At 61.5% G+C, this 20,178-nt stretch carries 19 protein-coding genes and 1 pseudogene; 6 read left to right on the forward strand and 14 right to left on the reverse strand.

The window, feature by feature from the left end:
• Positions 1–23: 23 nt before the first annotated feature.
• The 5 genes from recG to exbB form a co-directional block, all read right to left on the reverse strand.
• On the reverse strand, positions 24–2,099 hold the full coding sequence (recG, locus tag Q7F16_RS09985; protein ID WP_046064477.1) for an ATP-dependent DNA helicase RecG: 2,076 nt from the start codon (positions 2,097–2,099) through the stop codon (positions 24–26).
• 9 nt (positions 2,100–2,108) lie between these two features.
• Positions 2,109–3,029, reverse strand: coding sequence for a hydrogen peroxide-inducible genes activator (locus Q7F16_RS09990; protein WP_003206891.1), 921 nt, complete (start codon positions 3,027–3,029; stop codon positions 2,109–2,111).
• 275 nt (positions 3,030–3,304) lie between these two features.
• Positions 3,305–4,060, reverse strand: a complete 756-nt coding sequence (locus Q7F16_RS09995; RefSeq protein ID WP_409555729.1) for an energy transducer TonB — start codon at positions 4,058–4,060, stop codon at positions 3,305–3,307.
• Entirely contained in the window at positions 4,057–4,485 is a 429-nt protein-coding gene (gene exbD / locus Q7F16_RS10000; RefSeq protein WP_003206888.1) for a TonB system transport protein ExbD, read from the reverse strand. The genes Q7F16_RS09995 and exbD overlap by 4 nt, the downstream gene beginning before the upstream one ends.
• 6 nt (positions 4,486–4,491) lie before the next feature.
• The gene (exbB, locus tag Q7F16_RS10005; protein WP_409555730.1) at positions 4,492–5,463 is read right to left on the reverse strand and encodes a tonB-system energizer ExbB; all 972 of its coding nucleotides are present in this window, start codon (positions 5,461–5,463) and stop codon (positions 4,492–4,494) included.
• Positions 5,464–5,652: 189 nt separating this feature from the next.
• On the opposite strand from exbB, the gene Q7F16_RS10010 reads away from it, so the two are divergent.
• Together Q7F16_RS10010 and Q7F16_RS10015 are read left to right on the forward strand one after the other, a co-directional pair.
• On the forward strand, positions 5,653–6,510 hold the full coding sequence (locus tag Q7F16_RS10010) for an SDR family oxidoreductase (RefSeq protein ID WP_409555731.1): 858 nt from the start codon (positions 5,653–5,655) through the stop codon (positions 6,508–6,510).
• Between the two features lie 248 nt (positions 6,511–6,758).
• Positions 6,759–7,658, forward strand: a complete 900-nt coding sequence (locus tag Q7F16_RS10015; RefSeq protein WP_079303057.1) for a DMT family transporter — start codon at positions 6,759–6,761, stop codon at positions 7,656–7,658.
• 51 nt (positions 7,659–7,709) lie between these two features.
• Here the strand turns inward: Q7F16_RS10015 and Q7F16_RS10020 are convergent, their stop codons facing one another.
• The 6 genes from Q7F16_RS10020 to Q7F16_RS10045 all read right to left on the reverse strand — a co-directional run bounded on the left by Q7F16_RS10020 (position 7,710) and on the right by Q7F16_RS10045 (position 13,002).
• Positions 7,710–8,450 carry a hypothetical protein gene (locus tag Q7F16_RS10020; protein ID WP_409555732.1) on the reverse strand — a complete coding sequence of 247 codons (741 nt, stop codon included), beginning with the start codon at positions 8,448–8,450 and terminating at the stop codon, positions 7,710–7,712.
• 55 nt (positions 8,451–8,505) lie between these two features.
• A complete protein-coding gene (locus tag Q7F16_RS10025; RefSeq protein WP_003206880.1) occupies positions 8,506–8,886 on the reverse strand; it encodes a RidA family protein in 381 nt (126 codons plus the stop codon).
• Between the two features lie 24 nt (positions 8,887–8,910).
• Complete coding sequence (spoT, locus tag Q7F16_RS10030; RefSeq protein WP_003206879.1) at positions 8,911–11,016, reverse strand: bifunctional GTP diphosphokinase/guanosine-3',5'-bis pyrophosphate 3'-pyrophosphohydrolase; 2,106 nt, start codon at positions 11,014–11,016, stop codon at positions 8,911–8,913.
• Positions 11,017–11,076: 60 nt separating this feature from the next.
• Entirely contained in the window at positions 11,077–11,340 is a 264-nt protein-coding gene (rpoZ, locus tag Q7F16_RS10035) for a DNA-directed RNA polymerase subunit omega (RefSeq protein ID WP_003177259.1), read from the reverse strand.
• A 167-nt stretch (positions 11,341–11,507) separates the two neighbouring features.
• A complete protein-coding gene (gene gmk / locus Q7F16_RS10040; RefSeq protein WP_003206877.1) occupies positions 11,508–12,128 on the reverse strand; it encodes a guanylate kinase in 621 nt (206 codons plus the stop codon).
• Positions 12,129–12,138: 10 nt separating this feature from the next.
• Entirely contained in the window at positions 12,139–13,002 is an 864-nt protein-coding gene (locus tag Q7F16_RS10045; RefSeq protein ID WP_046064471.1) for a YicC/YloC family endoribonuclease, read from the reverse strand.
• Positions 13,003–13,275: 273 nt separating this feature from the next.
• Here Q7F16_RS10045 and rph point away from each other — a divergent pair, with 273 nt between their 5' ends.
• From rph to gltS, 3 genes are all read left to right on the forward strand, one after another.
• A complete protein-coding gene (rph, locus tag Q7F16_RS10050; protein WP_003177262.1) occupies positions 13,276–13,998 on the forward strand; it encodes a ribonuclease PH in 723 nt (240 codons plus the stop codon).
• 31 nt (positions 13,999–14,029) lie between these two features.
• Positions 14,030–14,398, forward strand: coding sequence for a DUF4870 domain-containing protein (locus tag Q7F16_RS10055; RefSeq protein ID WP_013694558.1), 369 nt, complete (start codon positions 14,030–14,032; stop codon positions 14,396–14,398).
• A 362-nt stretch (positions 14,399–14,760) separates the two neighbouring features.
• On the forward strand, positions 14,761–15,969 hold the full coding sequence (gene gltS, locus Q7F16_RS10060) for a sodium/glutamate symporter (protein WP_409555733.1): 1,209 nt from the start codon (positions 14,761–14,763) through the stop codon (positions 15,967–15,969).
• 95 nt (positions 15,970–16,064) lie between these two features.
• Here the strand turns inward: gltS and Q7F16_RS10065 are convergent, their stop codons facing one another.
• A complete protein-coding gene (locus tag Q7F16_RS10065; RefSeq protein WP_013694557.1) occupies positions 16,065–16,844 on the reverse strand; it encodes an exodeoxyribonuclease III in 780 nt (259 codons plus the stop codon).
• A gap of 83 nt (positions 16,845–16,927) precedes the next feature.
• Between Q7F16_RS10065 and pyrE the strand changes: the two genes are divergently transcribed.
• On the forward strand, positions 16,928–17,572 hold the full coding sequence (gene pyrE / locus Q7F16_RS10070) for an orotate phosphoribosyltransferase (protein ID WP_003206873.1): 645 nt from the start codon (positions 16,928–16,930) through the stop codon (positions 17,570–17,572).
• Between the two features lie 196 nt (positions 17,573–17,768).
• Here the strand turns inward: pyrE and argB are convergent, their stop codons facing one another.
• Positions 17,769–18,674 carry an acetylglutamate kinase gene (gene argB / locus Q7F16_RS10075; RefSeq protein ID WP_003206871.1) on the reverse strand — a complete coding sequence of 302 codons (906 nt, stop codon included), beginning with the start codon at positions 18,672–18,674 and terminating at the stop codon, positions 17,769–17,771.
• Positions 18,675–18,701: 27 nt separating this feature from the next.
• Positions 18,702–20,105: pseudogene (locus tag Q7F16_RS10080) on the reverse strand (phosphomannomutase/phosphoglucomutase); the annotation flags it as partial.
• Positions 20,106–20,178 lie beyond the last annotated feature (73 nt).

Here is a 20,178-nt window from a genome sequence, read left to right on the forward strand (position 1 = left end):
CGTCTTGAAAACTGAGCGCGTGCTCACACTTGGCCGTATTGCTGCCCATGACGCAGCCAGCGATCCAGCAGCGGGCTGACGTGGTCGGGCCAGCGTTCCAGCAGCGCCTGGGCGGCATCGCGTACGGCGGGGAGCAGGTCGGCGTCGCGCATCAGGTCGGCTACCTTGAATTGAAGCAGACCGGTCTGGCGCGTGCCGAGCATTTCACCGGGGCCGCGCAATTCGAGGTCTTTTTCGGCGATGACGAACCCGTCGTTGGTTTCGCGCATGATCCCCAGCCGCTGGCGGCCGATCTGCGACAGCGGCGGGTGGTACAGCAAGACGCAATGGCTGGCGGCGCTGCCCCGGCCCACCCGGCCGCGCAGCTGGTGCAACTGCGCCAGGCCCAGGCGCTCGGGGTTCTCGATGATCATCAGGCTGGCATTGGGCACGTCGACGCCGACCTCGATCACCGTGGTCGCGACCAGCAGCTGCAGGGCGCCGGCCTTGAATTCAGCCATGACCGCGGCTTTTTCGGCGGGCTTCATGCGACCGTGGATCAGCCCGACCTTCAATTCGCCGAGGGCGGCGGTGAGGTCCTCAAAGGTAGTTTCGGCCGCCTGGCAGGTCAGTTCCTCCGACTCTTCGATCAAGGTGCACACCCAATAAGCCTGCCGCCCTTCGGCACAGGCGCCGCGCACGCGCTCGATCACCTCCACTCGTCGGGTGTCGGTGACCAGCACGGTATTGACCGGTGTGCGGCCGGGGGGCAGTTCGTCGAGGATCGAGGTGTCGAGGTCGGCGTAGGCGCTCATCGCCAGGGTTCGCGGGATCGGCGTGGCGGTCATGATCAGCTGATGAGGGCACATCCGCCCACCCACGCCTTTCTGCCGCAGAGCCAGGCGCTGTTGCACGCCGAAGCGGTGTTGTTCGTCGATGATCACCAGGGCCAGGTTCTTGAACTGCACTTCGTCCTGGAACAGCGCATGGGTGCCGACCACCATGGGCGCGCCTTCGGCGATCTGTGCCAGGGCGGTGACGCGGTTCTTGCCCTTGAGCTTGCCGGCCAGCCAGGCGACTTCGATGCCCAGCGGTTCGAGCCAGCGCTGGAAGGTGATGAAATGTTGTTCGGCCAGGATCTCGGTGGGCGCCATCAGCGCCACCTGATAACCGGCCTCCAATGCCTGCAGCGCCGCCAGGGCGGCGACCACGGTCTTGCCGGCGCCGACATCGCCCTGGATCAGCCGCAGCATCGGCTCGGGCTGGCTCAGGTCGTAGGCGATTTCGTTGCCGACCCGTTGCTGGGCGCCGGTGGGGGCGAAACCGAGGTTGGCCAGGTAGCGGGCCGGCAGATCCCTGGCCTTGGGCATGGCCGGGGCACGCAGGGAACGCAGGCTTTCGCGCAGGCGTTGCTGGGACAGTTGATGGGTCAGCAGTTCTTCGAACGCCAGGCGATGCTGGGCCCAGTGATGGCCGAGGGCGAGTTCGTCGACGTCGGCATCGGCGGGTGGATGGTGCAGGTAGCGGATCGCATCGGCCAGGGGCGCCAGGTGGTAATCCCGGGCCAGTTCCGTGGGCAGCCAGTCGGGCAGGCTGCTGGGGCCGAGCAGGGTCAGGGTTTGCTGGCAGAGCTGGCGCAGGCGTTGTTGGGTCAGGCCTTCGGTGAGCGGATAGACCGGGGTCAGGGTTTCATCCACGGGCGGCGGTTCGTCACCGGTGATGCTGCGATATTCCGGATGATAGATCTCCAGCCCCGACGCCCCGGGCCGCGCCTCGCCGTAGCAGCGTACGCGGGTGCCGCGCTTGAGGCCTTCCTTTTGTGCATTGCTGAAATGGTAGAAGCGCAGACTGAGCCCGCCGGTGCCGTCCTGCAGGCGCACCACCAGGCTGCGCCGCCGACCCATGACCACGTCGGCGCCGCTGACGGTGCCTTCGATCACCGCATCCTGGCCCGGGCGCAAATGGCCGATGGGCACCACGCGGGTGCGGTCCTGGTAACGCAGCGGCAAGTGAAACAGCACGTCCTGGAGGTTTTCCAGGCCGACCTTGGCCAGTTTCTCGGCCATGGCTTCACCGACACCCTTGAGTGTCGTGACCGGCACTTTCGACAGCTCCGTCATGGTCGTGGCTTACTTGCCAGCGGGCGGCTTGGCCACGGAGCACAGACGGATCGAGTCAGCGAGGATCTCGATGGCCTTGGGCCGCGGGAAACTGGCGCGCCACGCGATGGCGACGGTGCGGAACGGCACGGGCGGCGTCAGCGGGCGGACTTCGATCACGCCCGGGGCGTAATGATGGCTGTCCACCGCCGACAGCGGCAGGATCGAAATGCCCAGGCCCGACGCGACCATGTGGCGGATGGTTTCCAGGGAGCTGGACTCCACCGTGGTGTGCTTGGCGCCTTCGCTGCCCTTGGTCAGGGTCGGGCAGGCTTCGAGCACCTGGTCGCGGAAGCAGTGGCCTTCGCCGAGCAACAGCAGGCTCTTGTCGTTGAGCAGGGCGGCGTCGATGGTTTTTTTCTGGGTCCAGGGGTGCTGGGCGGGCATCAGGACGTAGAACGGTTCGTCGTAGAGCGGCAGGGTCAGGACGTCGGCTTCGTTGAACGGCAGGGCGATGATGATCGCGTCCAGCTCGCCGTTGCGCAGCTTGTCGCGCAGCACATGGGTGAAGTTTTCTTCGATGTACAACGGCATCTGCGGGGCGACCCGGTGCAGTTGCGGAATCAGGTGCGGGAACAGGTACGGGCCGACGGTGTAGATCGCGCCGACTTTCAGCGGGGCGGTCAGTTGGTTCTTGCCGGCCTGGGCCAGTTCGCGAATGCCCTGGGCCTGCTCCAGGACCTTTTGTGCCTGGGCCACGATGCCTTCGCCCACGGGGGTCAGGCGCACGGCGCTTTTGCTGCGCTCGAAAATCAGCACACCGAGTTCGTCTTCAAGCTTTTTCACACCCACCGACAGCGTCGGCTGGCTGACGTGGCAACGCTCGGCCGCATGGCCGAAATGCTGCTCTTGGGCGAGGGTCACGATGTAGCGTAATTCTGTGAGGGTCATGGCGAGCGTCCGTGAAGTTGCGAGCCAAGCATACCGGCTGCAATCGATAGACGCACGTTATCAGAGTGGGGGTGCGGTGTGACACTGTCCAATGTGCATGCATGATCTGTGGGAGCAAGGCTTGCCCGCGATGAGGTCAACGCGATACTCGCTGGAACCGAGGTGCCTGTATCTCGAGCAAGCTTTGCTCCCACAGTTGTCCTTGCTCTAGAGGGGCCTTTGCTTGCTACCAGAAATAAGAAAGCCCCCTGTTACAGGGGCTTGCAAATTTGAGGTCAACGCCGGCGCTTGTCGATGGAGTACACAAACGGTGCCGTCAGTTCGATGGTGCCGTTGGTCAGCAGATCCGTCGGCGGCTTGGGCAGCGGTTGGGCGCGGCGGATCATTTCCAGGGTGGCCTTGTCCAGCAACTCCGTGCCGGAGCTGCCCACCAGTTCGAATGACAACACGTTGCCTTCGGCATCCACCACGAAGCGCAGGCGGTTGGTGCCTTCCTTGTTCATCTGCTGGGCCCTGGGCGGGTACTTCTTGTACTTGCCCAGGTGCGCCAGCAGCGTGCCCTGCCAATTGGCCTTGGCCGCCGATTGCGCAGGCGACGGGCCAGGAGCCGGTTGCGCGGACTTCTCGGCGACTGACTGGGTTGGCGGGGTGTCGCTGGGCTTCTGCTCCGACGGCTGTTCCTTCGGTGGCTCGGGCTTTTTTTCCACCGGTTTGGGTTTGGGCGGTTGCGGCTTTGGCTTGGGCTTGACCGGCTTGGGCACGGAAATCTCCGGCTTCGGCGCTTCGGCAAGCTTGGGCAGCGGCAATTCTTCGACCGGCTCGGGAGGTTGCGGCGGTGTGACGACTTTTGGCGGTGCAGGCGGCGGCGGGGCTGGTACCGGCGCCAGCTCGACCATCATTGCCTGGGGAGGCAATTCGATGGGCGCGCGTGATGTCCAGTTCAGCGCCACGGCGATGGCAAGCGCATGCACACCCAGCACCACTGCCAGGCTACCGCTGTAACGCGTCAGCTTTTGGCGCGTCGTGATCATTTCTTGGGCGCCGTCTCGAGTCCGACCAAACCGACCTTCAGGTAACCGGCGCCCCGTAGCGCGTCCATCACGCTCATCAGGTCGCCGTAGTCCACGCCTTTGTCGGCCTGGAAGAAGATCGTCGTGTCTTTCTTGCCCTGGGTCTTGGCGTCGAGGGTCGCGCCGAGGGTTTCGGCCTTGACCTCGTCTTCACCCAGGAACAGCCGCTGGTCGGCCTTGACGCTGAGGAACACCGGTTTCTCCGGCCGTGGCGAAGGCTTGGCCGTCGACGCCGGCAGGTCAACCTTGATGTCCACGGTGGCGAGCGGGGCGGCCACCATGAAGATGATCAACAGCACCAGCATCACGTCGATGAACGGCGTGACGTTGATTTCGTGGTTCTCGGCCAGATCGTCGTCTGCGCCTTCTTTCAAATGCAGGCCCATGGCCGATTACCCCACTTTCACCATGTGCGGTTGCGAGCTGCGCTCGGTCGGCAGGTGGTCGAGGTCACGGCTGACCAGCAGCAGGACTTCGGCCGAAGCGTCGGAGACCTGGGCCTTGTAGCCGGCAATGGAGCGGGCGAAGACGTTGTAGATCACCACGGCCGGGATCGCTGCGACCAGGCCCAAGGCCGTTGCCAGCAGGGCTTCGGCGATGCCGGGCGCAACGACGGCGAGGTTGGTGGTCTGGGTCTTGGCGATGCCGATGAAGCTGTTCATGATGCCCCACACCGTGCCGAACAGACCGACGAATGGAGCGGTAGAGCCGATGGTGGCGAGCACGCCGGTGCCGCTGCTCATGTTGCGACCGCAGGCGGCGACCAGGCGCTCGAGACGGAAGCTCACACGTTCCTTGATGCCTTCTTTCTCGCGGCTGTTGGCCGACAGGCGCATCTCTTCGAGTGCGTCGTGCACCAACAGGTTGGCGAGGGTGCCGGCCTTCGCGGCGGTGGCGCTGGCTTCCTTGAGGGTGGTGGCTTTTTTCAGGGCGGCGATTTCACCGCGCAAGCGACGCTTGGCACCCAGCAGCTCGAAGCCTTTGGCAATCCAGATGGTCCAGGTGATGATCGAGGCAATGGCCAGGCCGATCATCACGATTTTCACGATGATGTCGGCGTTCTTGTACATGCCCCATGGCGACAGGTCGTGGGCCATGCCCAGGGAGTTGTCGGCTTCGAGCACTTCAGGTGCGTCGGCTTCGACGGCTTGGGCCGGGTCGGTGGCGACAGGCGTTGCAACGGGAGTGGCCGGGTCGGCCGGTGCCTGGGCAGCAGCCGGTGCGATGGCCGGCGTTGTGGCGGGTGCCTGCGCATCGGCGAACGCGGCGACAGGTGCCAGCAGCAGGCTGAACAGCAGGGCGGCTACCGTGCTCCAGGCACGAGGTCGATTGGTTGGCGAAGCGGGGGACAGAGAGCGTTTCATGCTGGCCGGACCTGAGAGGAAAAAGAAGGTTGATGTTCTTCCAGGCCTCGTGAGGCCGAGAACAAAAGTGACGGGCATTATTGCAATTAATTCTTGTTAACAAAAGTAATACAGTAACTTTTTTTCTCACATGGCTAGCCGCTCGTCCCCTGCGAAGGCTAGTCTGCGGCTTTGCCAGAGGAGTTCTTGATGTCCGCGCCTTCTGTTTTGATCGCCGGCTGCGGTGATATCGGCGGCCGCCTGGCCCGCCAGTTAGTGGCCGAACATTGGCAAGTCCATGGCCTGCGGCGCACGGTTTCGAAGCTGCCAGCGGGCGTCATCGGGGTGGCGGGGGATTTGTTCAGCGAGCAATGTCCCGCCGACTGGCCCACCGGGTCACTGGATTACCTGGTGTACAGCGCCGCGGCCACCGACCATGACGAAGCGGGTTATCGCACGGCTTATGTCGAAGGGTTGCAGCATGTGTTGAGTTGGTTGAAGCAGCATGGCCAGCGGCCCAAGCGTCTGCTTTTTGTGTCCAGCAGCAGCGTTTATGGGCAACAGCAGGGCGAATGGGTGGATGAAACCTCGCCAACCGTGGCCGGCGGCTATTCCGGGCGGTTGATGCTCGAAGCCGAGCAAGTGGCCTTGGACAGTGGCATCCCGGCCAGCCGCGTGCGCCTGACCGGCATCTATGGGCCGGGTCGGGAGTGGCTGCTGAGCCAGGTGCGCCAAGGATATCGCGTCGTGATCGACCCGCCGCTGTACGCCAATCGCATCCACGCCGACGATGCCGCCGGCTTGTTGGCGTTCCTGCTGGAAGCTGATCGCCAGGGCAAGGAGTTGGACGATTGCTACATCGGCGTCGATGATGCGCCTGCGCCGCTGGCCGAAGTGGTGGGTTGGTTGCGCGAATACATGGGCGTTACCGAGTGGTCTGAAGACGCCAGCGTGCGTCGTGCCGGCAGCAAACGCTGCAGCAATGCCCGGGCGAAGGCTTTGGGCTGGACGCCGCGGTATCCGAGTTTTCGCGAGGGGTATGCGGCAATTCTGGAAGGGCGCTGCTGACGCGGGCCCGCTCGGCGTGTGCTCGATGATGTGGTTCGGCGCCAAGGGCTAGTCCTCTATGGGCTCCTACCGTCCTGAGTATCTTCCAGGTCTTGACTTGGTTCATCGAGCTCGCCGAGCATTATCCGTTGCTTGCCGAAGCCAAGAGTGATCTGCAGGCCACCCGCAACCGCTTCAGTCATCTTTTGCGTCGTCGATGTGGGCCAATATCCTATCGAACGACCTAACAGCGACAAGGACCGTCATCAATGCAAGCCAGTTTCAGCAAAGGCGTTATCTTTGCACTCTCCGCCGCCGCACTTAACGCCACGATAGGCGTGCTCAGCAAAGTGCTCATGAGCAATGGTTTCACCGCCAGCAGTGTCGCCGTCATAAAGACCGTCCTGGGTTGTCTGCTGCTCTCGGCCTTGCTGCTGTTTATCAAGCGTCCGGCGACGACAGCCAAATGGACCCAGGCGGCGATCTGCGCGTTTCTCGGTATCTTTGTGCTGTTCCACTTCGAAACGGCTGCCTATCGGCATTACGCTGCGGCGGGTGTGGTCGTGATGCTGATGGCCAGTGCTTCCATTTCCTCGATTGTGCTTGGACGCATAATCCTCAAGGATGCGATCACCGCGAACGCCACTGTGGGTGCCGCCTTGGCGATCGCCGGAATCGCAGTGATCTTTGGCGCCGATCTGCAGCAGGGCTTCACGCTCCAAGGCGTTGCGCTCGCGTCCATGGCGGGCTGCGGCTATGGGGCGTTTTCGGTAGCCATGAAACGGATGGGCGTGTCCGGTGGGCTGCACTTCACTCGTCAGTTGCTGTTCTTCGGCAGCCTGTACTTGCTGATGCCGGCTTCGGTCGACGGCTTCGTGATCGGTGAGCTGTCGCCCTGGGCGATTGCCGCACTGCTGGCGCTGGCCGCGCTGCCGACCATCCTCGGCTTTTTCTGCACCACCAAGGCAATCGAGTACCTCAAGCCATCCCAGGTACAAGCCTTGGAGCTGACCGAGCCGCTGTTCGCCGCACTGCTGGCATTTGTTGTGCTCAATGAAGTGCCGCGCGAAAGCCTGTACCCGGGCGCACTACTGATCATCATTGGGCTGTGTTTCTCCAATGAGCTGATCCGCCTGGGTAGAAAAAAGCCTGTTGCGTCTCGCGCGTGAACCTTTGCCGGGAGGGGGCGCTCGTACAGTTATTTCAACGCGCCCTATCTCTTACTGCTTTTCCAGCAACCACTGCCGAGTGCCCGGCGTGAACGAAGGCATTTCATCGGCCAGCGCGGCGTTGACGGTCTGGAAGATCTCCAGCTTCTTGCCGTCGCGGGCAAAGATCCAGGTGTTGCCCTGGCCGTTCTGCTGCAGCCAGATGTTGTCGTTGCCACCGCTCATGGAGGCGCAATCGCCGGCCAGGCACAGGGCGTAGCGATCGGCACCCGGCAGGCCGCTGACCTGGCCGTCGGGCTGGAATTGCACGGTGGCGCCCTGGCCGGGGCCGCTGGCGATGTTCCAGGTGCCGCCCAGGTAGGCGGCATACAGCACACGCTCGAAACTGGCGCCGATGGGCGCGCCTTCCGGTACCTGCACTTGAGCGCGGTCGAACACCTGCTGCGGTTCGTTCTCGGTGGCGGCCTGGCTCAACTGGTCGCCGTCACGCTTGAGTTCGCTGGCGGAACTGCCGTAGAAATCGACTTTCCAGGCGCCGTCTTCTTCGCCCAGCAATTTGCCTTCGACGTTTTCAAAGCCGTTGGTGTAGCGCGCCTGACCGGCCCGGGTGTTGACGTCCCATTCCAGGTTCGGGCCATAGCCCTGCAACGCTTCGCGAAGCGGGCCGCCCTGGGCGGCAGCGTCGATGGCTGCCTGGTTGATCCAGGTGCCGCTGATGTCACGGTCGGCAGGGTCGCTGGCACAGCCGCCCAGAAGCAGGGCTGCCAACGAGAGAGCAAGCGCTTTGCGCATGGTGGAATCCTTTCAAGACGAAAACGGCGCAGCGGGAGAGGCTGCGCCGGCCTTATTACTCGATGACCAGGATGGCATCCATCTCAACCTGAGCGCCCTTGGGCAGGGCCGCCACGCCGATGGCGGCGCGGGCAGGGTAAGGCTGGTCGAAGTACTTGCCCATCACCTCGTTGACCTTGGCGAAGTGGCTCAGGTCGGTGAGGAAGATGTTCAGCTTGACGATATCCTTGAACGAACCACCGGCGGCCTCGGCCACGGCCTTGAGGTTTTCGAACACCTGTACGGTCTGGGCTTCGAAGCCTTCCACCAGCTCCATGGTTTTCGGGTCCAGTGGGATCTGGCCCGACATGTACACGGTGTTGCCGGCCTTGATCGCCTGGGAATAAGTACCGATGGCGGCCGGGGCCTTGTCGCTGGTGATAACGGTCTTGGTCATGAATGACTCCTGATAACGAATGGGCTACGCGCGCATCCGGGTGATACGGATAACCCCGGTCAGGGCGCGCAGTTTCTTGATCACGCGGGCCAGGTGCACGCGGTCGTGCACGCTGACCACCAATTGAACGACGCTGATGCGGCCATCGCGTTCGTCCATGCTGATTTTTTCGATATTGCCGTCGGCGGCATTGACGCTGCTGGCCAGCAGGGCGATCAGGCCGCGCTGGTGTTCCAGCTCGACCCGCAGCTCGACGTTGAATTCGCCGGTGACATCCTTGGCCCAGGAGAGTTGGATACATTTTTCCGGGTTATGTCGGATTTCGCTGATGTTGCGGCAGTTGTCCAGGTGCACAACCATCCCTTTGCCGGCGGACAGGTGGCCGACAATCGGATCGCCCGGGATCGGCGTGCAACACTTGGCATAGCTGAGCACCAGGCCTTCGGTGCCGCGAATCGCCAGCGGGCCTTCGGGGCTTGGCAACTGTTCGCCTTCGCCGAGCAGGCGGCGGGCGACGACGTAGGCCATGCGATTGCCCAGGCCGATGTCTTCGAGCAGGTCTTCGATCAGTTCGAGACGGTATTCGTGGAGCATCAGTTGCACGCGCTCGACCGGGATCTTGTCCAGCGAGCTGTCGAAACCGTTCAACACCTTGTTCAGCAGGCGTTCGCCGAGGCTGATGGATTCGGAGCGGCGTTGCAGCTTCAGGGCGTGACGGATATGGGTGCGGGCCTTGCCGGTGACCACGAAATTGAGCCACGCCGGGTTGGGGCGTGCGCCGGGGGCGCTGACGATCTCCACCGTGGAACCGCTTTGCAGCGGCTCGGACAACGGTGCCAGGCGGCGGTTGATCCGGCAGGCGATGCAGCTGTTGCCGACGTCGGTGTGCACCGCATAGGCAAAGTCCACGGCCGTGGAGCCTTTGGGCAGCTCCATGATCCGGCCCTTGGGCGTGAAGACGTAGACCTCGTCCGGGAACAGGTCGATCTTCACGCTTTCAATGAATTCCAGGGAGTTGCCAGCGCGCTGCTGCATTTCCAGCACACCCTTGACCCATTGCCGGGCGCGGGCGTGGGTGCTCTTGGGCTGTTCGTCACCGCTGGATTTGTACAGCCAATGGGCGGCGATGCCGTTGTTGGCCATCTCTTCCATTTCGCGGGTGCGGATCTGGATCTCGATCGGCACGCCGTGCATGCCGAACAGCGTGGTGTGCAGCGACTGATAGCCGTTGGCCTTGGGGATCGCGATGTAATCCTTGAAGCGCCCCGGCAACGGTTTGTACAAATTATGTACAGCGCCCAACACGCGGTAGCAGGTATCGACCTTGTCGACGATGATCCGGAACGCGTAGACGTCCATGATCTCGTTGAAGGCCCGACGCTTGCCGCGCATTTTCTTGTAGATGCCGTAGAGGTGTTTCTGCCGCCCGCTGACTTCGCCTTCGATGCCGTCGATGGCCAGGCAGTGGCTCAGGGATTCTTCGATCTTGTTGACGATTTCCTTGCGGTTGCCCCGGGCGCGCTTGACGGCCTGGTTGATCCGCGCCGAACGCATCGGGTGCATGGCCTTGAAGCCGAGGTCTTCGAACTCGATGCGGATCGCATGCATGCCCAGGCGATTGGCGATGGGGGCGTAGATTTCCAGGGTTTCCTTGGCGATGCGCCGGCGTTTTTCGCCAGACAGCACTTCCAGGGTGCGCATGTTGTGCAGGCGGTCGGCGAGCTTGACCAGGATCACGCGAATGTCGCGGGCCATGGCCATGGCCATTTTCTGGAAGTTTTCGGCCTGAGCCTCGGCCTTCGTCTCGAAGTTCATCTGGGTCAGCTTGCTGACCCCGTCGACCAGTTCGGCCACGGTTTCGCCGAACTGCGCTTGCAGCGCTTCCTTGGCAATGCCGGTGTCTTCGATCACGTCATGCAGCATCGCCGCCATCAGGCTCTGATGGTCCATGTGCATGTCGGCAAGAATATTCGCCACCGCAAGGGGATGCGTGACGTAGGCCTCGCCGCTGCGGCGGCGCTGGCCGTCGTGGGCTTGTTCGGCGTAGAAATAGGCTCGGCGGACCAGATTGACCTGGTCCGTGCCGAGGTAGGCCGATAAGCGATCGGCGAGGGCGTCTATGCTCGGCATGATGATGACTCCTGCCGTTTGCTGTGACCCCGCGCCGTGCTACGTCGACCAGGCATAGGCTTAGACCGCCTCGTTGGACTCGTCCTCGAACGCTGCGAACAGCGGTTCGTCTTCGACGATTTCAGCGTTGGCGATGAACTCGTAGCTCATCAGGCCTTCGGCGATTTCACGCAGCGCTACTACGGTAGGCTTGTCGTTTTCCCACTGGACCAACGGCTCTTTGCCACCGGTGGCCAGTTGACGGGCACGCTTGGTAGAGAGCATGACCAGCTCAAAGCGGTTTTCCACGTGTTCTAGGCAGTCTTCAACGGTTACGCGGGCCATGGTATTCCTCGGAGCGAATGCAATATGCGCGCTGCCCGGTTGGGCGAGCGGACTCGACAGTTTAAAAAAACACCAGCGTTTAGGGAAGCGCTGATTTTTTAACCAAACCCCTCGGCGCGCTGCGACTACCAATGTAAAGCCGTCGCAGCGGTTTTGGGAAGGGCTGTTCAGCCCAACAATTCGGCCAATAATTTGCCGAAACGTTGCTGCTGGCGTTTCTGCTGCAGCTGGCTGGCGCGGAAAATCGCCTTCAGGTCGTCCAGCGCGTGGGCGAAATCGTCGTTGATGATCAGGTAATCATAGTCGACGTAGTGACTCATCTCGCTGACCGCTTCGCGCATCCGGCCTTCGATGATGTCGTCGCTGTCCTGGCCACGGTTGGTCAGGCGCTGGCGCAGGGCCTGCTGGCTCGGCGGCAGGATGAAGATCGAACGGGCCTGGGGCATCAGCTTGCGCACCTGCTCGGCGCCTTGCCAGTCGATTTCCAGGATCAGGTCGTGACCTTCGTCCAGGGTTTGCTGCAAGTAGCTTTGCGAAGTGCCATAAAGGTTGCCGAAGACTTCGGCGCGCTCCAGGAAGTCGCCGTGTTCGGCCATCTTCACGAACTCTTCGCGGTCGACGAAGTGATAGTTCACGCCATTCACTTCGCCCGGACGCATGGCGCGGGTGGTGTGCGAGACCGAGACGCGGATCTGCGGTTCGGCATCGATCAGGGCCTTGACCAGGCTGGTCTTGCCGGCGCCCGAGGGCGCGGAAATGATGTAGAGGGTGCCGGTGCTGTGGGTCATGTCGTTAGCCTTACTCAATGTTCTGCACTTGTTCGCGCATTTGTTCGATCAACACCTTGAGGTTGACCGCCGCCTGGGTGCTGCGCGGGTCGAAGGCTTTGGAGCCCAGTGTATTGGCTTCGCGGTTGAGCTCCTGCATCAGGAAGTCGAGGCGGCGACCGGCCGCACCGCCGGACTTGAGCACCCGGCGAACTTCGATGATGTGGGTGCTCAGTCGATCCAGTTCTTCGGCCACGTCGCTCTTTTGCGCGAGCATGACCATTTCCTGTTCCAGGCGTTGCGGGTCCAGCTCGGCCTTCATGTCGGTGAAGCGGTCGAGGACTTTCTGGCGCTGGGTGGCGAGCATCTGCGGGACCAGTTCGCGCAGGGTGCTGACGTCTTCTTCAATGGAGGTCAGGCGCTCGTTGATCAGCCGGGCCAGCTCCGCGCCTTCGCGCTCGCGGCCGGCCTTGAGTTCCTTGAGGCCTTCATTGAACAGCGCCATCGCCTCGGTGTTCAGCGCCTGCGGGTCGTTCGCGTCACCCACCAGCACGCCGGGCCAGGCCAGGACTTCCAGTGGATTCAGGGCGGCAGGGTGCTTGATCAGGCTGGCGACGGTTTCGGCGGCGGCGACCAATTGCGCGGCGCGCTCGCGGTCCACTTGCAAGGCTTTGCCGGTGCTTTCTTCGGTGAAGCGCAGGGTGCATTCCAGCTTGCCCCGGGACAGGCCCTGGCGCAGCGCTTCGCGCACACCGCCTTCGAGGTCGCGGAAGGACTCGGGCAGGCGCAGATGCGGCTCCAGGTAGCGGCTATTGACCGAGCGCAGTTCCCAGCTCAGCGTGCCTTGGGCCCCGGCTTTTTCGACGCGGGCGAAGGCGGTCATGCTGTGCACCATGGAGGTTCCTCGCAATGCAGGCCGGCACGACGGTAGTCGTGGGCCTGGGATCTGTAAATTAAAAGCCCAAGGGCAGCAAAGGCGCAGGATTGTAGCGCAGTGAGGCGTATGCCCCAACCGCGCTTGCGACAAAGCGTGGCAGCCCGTCGGGCAGGCCTTTGCGTGGCTTCGCTCGCGTCGGCTTTTTAGAGTCGAGCGACGTTTAACTGCCCTATGACGGTTCACGGCTCTATAATGCTCGGCAGTTTTCCGTCCCCTGTACAGGTATTCCCTATGAAACGTCCAAGTGGTCGCGCTGCCGATCAGCTTCGCTCGATCCGCATTACCCGCAACTACACCAAACACGCCGAGGGATCTGTACTGGTCGAATTCGGTGATACCAAGGTCATCTGCACCGTCAGTGTCGAAAACGGCGTGCCACGGTTCCTCAAGGGGCAGGGCCAGGGCTGGTTGACGGCTGAATACGGCATGCTGCCGCGCGCCACCGGTGAGCGGAACCAGCGTGAGGCCAGCCGTGGCAAGCAGGGTGGCCGTACCCTGGAAATCCAACGCCTGATCGGCCGTTCACTGCGTGCTGCTCTGGACATGTCCAAGTTGGGCGACGTGACGCTGTATGTCGATTGCGACGTGATCCAGGCCGATGGCGGCACGCGTACTGCGTCCATTACCGGGGCCATGGTCGCCCTGGTCGATGCCTTGAAAGTGATCAAGAAGCGCGGCGGCCTCAAGGGCGGCGACCCGCTCAAGCAAATGATCGCCGCTGTGTCCGTGGGCATGTACCAGGGCGAACCGGTGCTGGACCTGGATTACCTGGAAGACTCCGCCGCCGAGACTGACCTGAACGTGGTCATGACCAGTGCCGGCGGTTTCATCGAAGTCCAGGGCACTGCCGAGGGCGCGCCGTTCCAGCCGGAAGAATTGAACGCTATGCTGGAGTTGGCGAAGAAAGGCATGAACGAGATCTTCGAACTGCAAAAGGCCGCCTTGGCTGACTGATCGATTTCCGCTTCAAGACAAGGAGAGCGTCATGAGTGATGAGCAAATCCTGCTGCCCCAGCCGAGCAAAGAGGCGCGTCAATGGGCAATGTTTTGTCACCTGTCCGCCTTGTTGGGGATCTGGATTCCGTTCGGCACGCTGATCGGGCCGCTGGTGCTCTGGCAGCTCAAGCGTGAATCCGACCCGTTCATCGATGCCCAGGGCAAGGAAGCGCTGAACTTCCAGATCACCGTGGCGATTGCCTCGGCGATCAGCTTGCTGCTGATGGTCGTGGTGATCGGCTTCTTCCTGTTTGGCCTGGTGGCCATCGGTGCGCTGGTGTTGACGATCATTGGTGGTGTGAAGGCCAATGAAGGGCAGCCGTATCGGTATCCGTTTACCTGGCGCCTGGTCAAATAACGATCACCGCTGCGATTCAAGGACAATGCCCCGGCTTATCGGGGCATTGTCTTTTTTGAAGTTATAAATGTTTCTCTTTATGTGCAGTCTTCCATTGCGTGGCGAGTTAGTGTGCGCATATTCCGCTATTACACTTCTAGTCACAACTGCACAGTTTCAGTGCGGCCTCTATGCTTGGCAATAAGACGCTTCGATTGATAGAGTTGCGCCAAGTTATATTCCTTCAGAAATATTTCGATATATTCAGACCATTGAAGGTCCTTGAATTCAAAGCCAATCAGTGTTGAGCAAATCAACCTGTTCAAGAGGCGTGTCCAGGTAAAAAGTTCGCCCCTGAATATATGTTCAAAGAATAAACTCTCATGTTTCAGCTCGATTTCTATGGAACACTTGTCGCCGCCTCTCTAGTGCTTTTATTGGGGCGCGGACTTGTTACGCGTGTTGGTTTCCTGCGCGCCTACAATATCCCTGAACCTGTAGCGGGCGGACTGGTAGTTGCCTTGGCGCTCCTGGCTTTGCGGGGGGTTGAAGTTGAAGTTCGATTTGATACTTCGCTGCAAACACCGTTGATGCTGGCATTTTTTGCCACGATTGGCCTGAGCGCAGACTTCGCCAGCCTGAAGAAAGGCGGGCGCGTAGTTGGAATTTTCCTGCTGGCGGTCGTCGGCCTGCTGGTGGTCCAGAATGCCATGGGCATCGGGCTCGCAAAAGCGCTGGGGCTCGATCCGTTGATGGGGTTGCTGACCGGCTCGATCACCTTGGCAGGCGGTCACGGCACAGGCGCAGCATGGGGGACGGTATTCAGTGAGAAGTACGGTCTGGCTTCCGCCTCCGAGCTTGCGATGGCTTCTGCGACGTTTGGCTTGGTGTTGGGTGGCTTGATCGGTGGGCCGGTTGCTCGCTTGCTCATCAAGCGTGTCCAGGCCCCCGGCTGCCTTGAGGCAGAAAAGCCCCGTGTGCCCAAGGGTTTCGAGCAGCCGAACAAAGAGCGCTCGATTACGCCGTTTTCGTTTATCGAGACGCTGGCGCTGATTGCGGTCAGCCTGTTGGCCGGCACGCTCTTGAATGGGCAGCTCCACGACAGCGCCTTCGAGTTGCCGACGTTCGTTTGCGTCTTGTTCGTGGGGGTGGTCCTGCGCAACGGGCTTTCGGCGCTTGGCTTGTATCAGGTCTTCGAACGAGAAGTCTCCGTGCTCGGCAATGTGAGCCTGTCACTGTTCCTGGCGATCGCCTTGATGTCACTCAAATTGTGGGACCTGGCGTCACTGGCCTTGCCGATCTTCATTATCCTGGCGGCCCAGACATTGGTCATGGCGTTGTTTGCGATTTTCGTGACGTTCAGAATCATGGGCAGTCATTACGATGCAGCCGTCTTGGCGGCAGGGCATTGCGGTTTTGGGTTGGGCGCCACGCCGACGGCCATCGCCAACATGCAGGCAGTGACGCAGCGCTATGGGCCTTCACAGATAGCGTTTCTGGTGGTGCCGATGGTGGGGGCGTTCTTCATCGATATCATTAACGTCATCGTCATCAAGTTGTACCTTGCCCTGCCGTTTTTTGCCGCGGCTTGAGCTTCCGCGCGGAGCGTTCGCCATAAAAAATGCCCGTATCTTGCGATACGGGCATTTTTTTTGGTCGGTCGACCTGGGGGATGTCGCCGGTACGCTTAGATGGTCAGCGTCCAGTCGTAATCCACGATCAGCGGCGCATGCTGCGAGAACCGTGGCTGGCGTGGCAGGCGGGCGCTGCGTACGAAGCGGCGCAGCCCAGGTGTCAGCAACTGATAGTCGAAGCGCCAGCCAAGGTTGAGCATCTCGGCCTGTTCGTTGTCCGGCCACCAGCTGTACTGGTCGCCTTCACGGCTGACTTCGCGCAGGGCGTCGACATAACCCATGTTGCCAATGATCTCGTCCATCCAGGCCCGCTCCGGCGCCAGGAAGCCAGGAGATTGCTGGCTGTCGCGCCAGTTCTTGATATCCAGCTTCTGTTGCGCCACGTACAGCGAGCCACAATAGATGTACTCGCGACGTTTGCGCCGCTGTTTATCCAGGTAACGGGCGAAGTCGTCCATCAACTTGAATTTCTGATTCAAATCTTCATCGCCGTTCTGCCCCGAAGGGAGCAGTAAGGTCGCGATGCTGACCTTGTCGAAATCGGCTTGCAGGTAGCGCCCGTAGCGGTCCGCCGTCTCGAAACCGAGACCGTTGATGACAGCCTTCGGTTGCAGCCGCGAGTACAAAGCCACGCCACCCTGGGCGGGGACTTCGGCATCGCAGGCATAAAGGAAGTAACCATCCAGTTGGAAGGCTGCATCGTCCAGTTCAAAGGCGGAGGCGCGGGTGTCCTGCAGGCAGATGACGTCGGCATTCTGTGCTTGCAGCCAACTGAGCAAACCTCGCTCCACTGCAGCCTGAATACCATTGACGTTCACACTGATGATCCGCATAAATGGCCCCAAAAATCACGTGCGTGTATGATACACGCCGTGTACCTATTTAGCTAAATCCGCGGTATTTGAGGCTTTTTTTCATGCAGGCGTATCAGCGCGATTTCATTCGCTTTGCCATCGATCGCGGCGTTTTGCGCTTCGGTGAGTTCACCCTCAAGTCCGGGCGCACCAGCCCGTACTTCTTCAATGCCGGCCTGTTCAACACCGGTTCCGCCCTGGCGCAACTGGGTCGTTTCTATGCGGCGGCCATCGTAGAGAGCGGTATCCCGTTCGATGTGCTGTTCGGCCCGGCCTACAAAGGCATCCCGCTGGCCGCCACCACTGCCGTCGCCCTGGCCGAACACCACGGCCGCGACTTGCCTTGGTGCTTCAACCGCAAGGAAGCCAAGGCCCACGGCGAAGGCGGCAGCCTGGTGGGTGCACCGTTGACCGGCGACGTGTTGATCATCGACGACGTCATCACTGCCGGTACTGCCATTCGCGAAGTGATGCAGATCATCGGTTCCCAGGAAGGCGCCAAGGCCGCTGGCGTGCTGATCGCCCTGAACCGCCAGGAGCGCGGCAACGGCGAGCTGTCGGCGATCCAGGAAGTGGAGCGCGACTTTGGCATTCCGGTGATCAGCATTGTGTCGCTGAACCAGGTGCTGGAGTTTTTGGCCGACGATCCGCAGCTCAAGCAGCATTTGCCGGCGGTTGAGGCTTATCGGGCGCAGTTCGGCGTCTAGGAAGCCCGCTGATTTTGATCTTGTGGCGAGGGAGCTTGCTCCCGCTGGGCTGCGCGGCGGCCCCAACATTTTTGCGGTCGCTGCGCGACCGAGCGGGAGCAAGCTCACTCGCCACAAAAGCATCATCTGGAAAAGAGCTGCAAAAAAAGACCCCGCTCAACCAGGTTGAGCGGGGTCTTTTTTTTACCGGTATCGCTTAAGGACGCTTGCGATTGCTGATCAAGGTACCCACGCCGGTGTCGGTGAAGATCTCCAGCAGGATCGCATTCGGTACCCGGCCGTCGATGATCAGCGAGCTGCCGACGCCGCCCTGTACCGCTTCCAGCGCGCAACGAATCTTCGGCAGCATGCCGCCGTAGATGGTGCCGTCGGCGATCAGGTCATCGACCTGCTGGGTCGACAGTCCGGTCAGGACTTTGCCCGACTTGTCCATCAGGCCGGCGATGTTGGTCAGCAGCATCAGCTTTTCAGCTTTCAGTGCCTCGGCAACCTTGCCCGCCACCAAATCGGCGTTGATGTTGTACGACTCACCGTTGGCGCCCACGCCGATGGGCGCGATGACCGGGATGAAGTCGCCCTTGACCAGCAGGTTCAGCAGGTCGGTGTTGATGCCGACCACTTCGCCCACATGACCGATGTCGATGATTTCCGGCTGGGTCATCTCCGGTGTCTGGCGGGTGACGGTGAGTTTCTTCGCCCGGATCAGCTCGGCGTCCTTGCCTGTCAGGCCGATGGCGCTGCCGCCATGACGGTTGATCAGGTTGACGATGTCCTTGTTGACCTGGCCGCCCAGGACCATCTCCACCACATCCATGGTCTGCGCGTCGGTCACGCGCATACCATCGATGAAGTGGCTTTCGATCGACAGGCGCTTGAGCAGGTCACCGATTTGCGGGCCACCACCGTGTACGACCACCGGGTTGATGCCCACGGCCTTCATCAGCACGATGTCGCGGGCGAAGCCAGTCTTGAGCTCCTCGCTTTCCATCGCGTTGCCGCCGTATTTGATCACCAGGGTCTTGCCGACGTAGCGTCGGATATAAGGCAACGCTTCGGACAGGACCTTGGCGGTGTTGGCGGCGGCTTCGCGTTCGAGGGTCATTCAGGGCTCCGGTAGTGCTTCAAAAAATCAAAACGGTAGTTGGAGATCAGGTGCAACACGTTTGAGTTGGGTGTGGAACACATCCTTGATGCGCTGCAGTTCAGCCTCGTTGTCGGCCTCGAAACGCAGTACCAGCACCGGTGTGGTGTTGGATGCGCGAACCAGGCCCCAGCCGTGGGGATAGTCGACCCGCACACCATCGATGGTGGTCAGTTCGGCGCCTTCGCCCCATTGAGCGTCGTGCAGAGCATCAATGATGCTGAATTTGCTCTCTTCGGTCACATGGATATTGATTTCTGGCGTAGAAATATCGTTCGGGAAGGTTGCGAACAGCTCTTCGGCCGTGGATTTCTCCTTGCTGAGGATTTCCAGCAGGCGCGCGGCGCTGTAGATGCCGTCGTCAAAACCGAACCAGCGTTCCTTGAAGAAGATGTGGCCGCTCATTTCGCCGGCCAGCAGGGCGCCGCTCTGTTTCATTTTTTTCTTGATCAACGAATGACCCGTTTTCCACATCAGTGGACGACCGCCATATTCCTTGATCAGCGGCACCAGGCGACGGGTGCATTTGACGTCGAAAATGATCTCGGCATCCGGGTTGCGCGCCACCACGTCCTTGGCAAACAGCATCAGCAGGCGGTCCGGGAACACCACGCTACCGGTATTGGTCACCACGCCCACGCGGTCGCCGTCGCCGTCGAAGGCCAGGCCCAGGTCGGCGTTGGTTTCCTTGACCTTGGCGATCAGGTCTTCGAGGTTTTCCAGCTTGCCCGGGTCCGGGTGGTGGTTGGGGAAGTTGCCGTCCACGTCGCAGAACAGCGGGATGACCTCGCAGTTCAGGGCTTCGATCAGTTGCGGGGCGATCACGCCGGCCGCGCCGTTGCCGCAATCGACCACCACTTTCAGGCGGCGGGCGAGTTTCACGTCCTTGACGATCTCGTCGTTGTAGCGAGGAAGGATATCGACCTTGGTCACGCTGCCCTGGCCGCTGCTCAGGTCGTTGGTCTTGAGGCGGGTATGCAGGGCCTGGATCTGCTCGTTGGCGAGGGTGTCGCCGGCGATGACGATCTTGAAGCCGTTGTAGTTCGATGGGTTGTGGCTGCCGGTGAGCATCACCCCGGACTTGCCGGCCAACACGTTGGCGGCGTAGTACAGCGCCGGGGTCGGCACCAGGCCCACGTCGCTGACGTGGCAACCGCTGTCGGCAACGCCTTTGATCAGTTGTTCGACCAGCTCAGGGCCTGACAAGCGGCCATCACGGCCGACGCACACGTTCGGTTCGCCCTGGGCCAGGCTCTGGGAGCCAATGGCGCGGCCGATCCAGTAGGCGGTTTCGGCGGTAAGGGTTTCCGGTACCACGCCACGGATGTCGTAGGCGCGGAAGATGCTGTCAGGGAAGATCGGGGCGATTGCGGCTGGGGTGTTCATGGGCGGGGCGCTCTATCAGGAAAGTGACTGGACAGGCCGACGGTTAGCATCGGCAGGCTCAAGCTGAAGGGTATGACGG

It is taken from the genome of Pseudomonas sp. Lb2C2 (genome assembly GCF_052112205.1).
Classification (GTDB): domain Bacteria; phylum Pseudomonadota; class Gammaproteobacteria; order Pseudomonadales; family Pseudomonadaceae; genus Aquipseudomonas; species Aquipseudomonas kilonensis.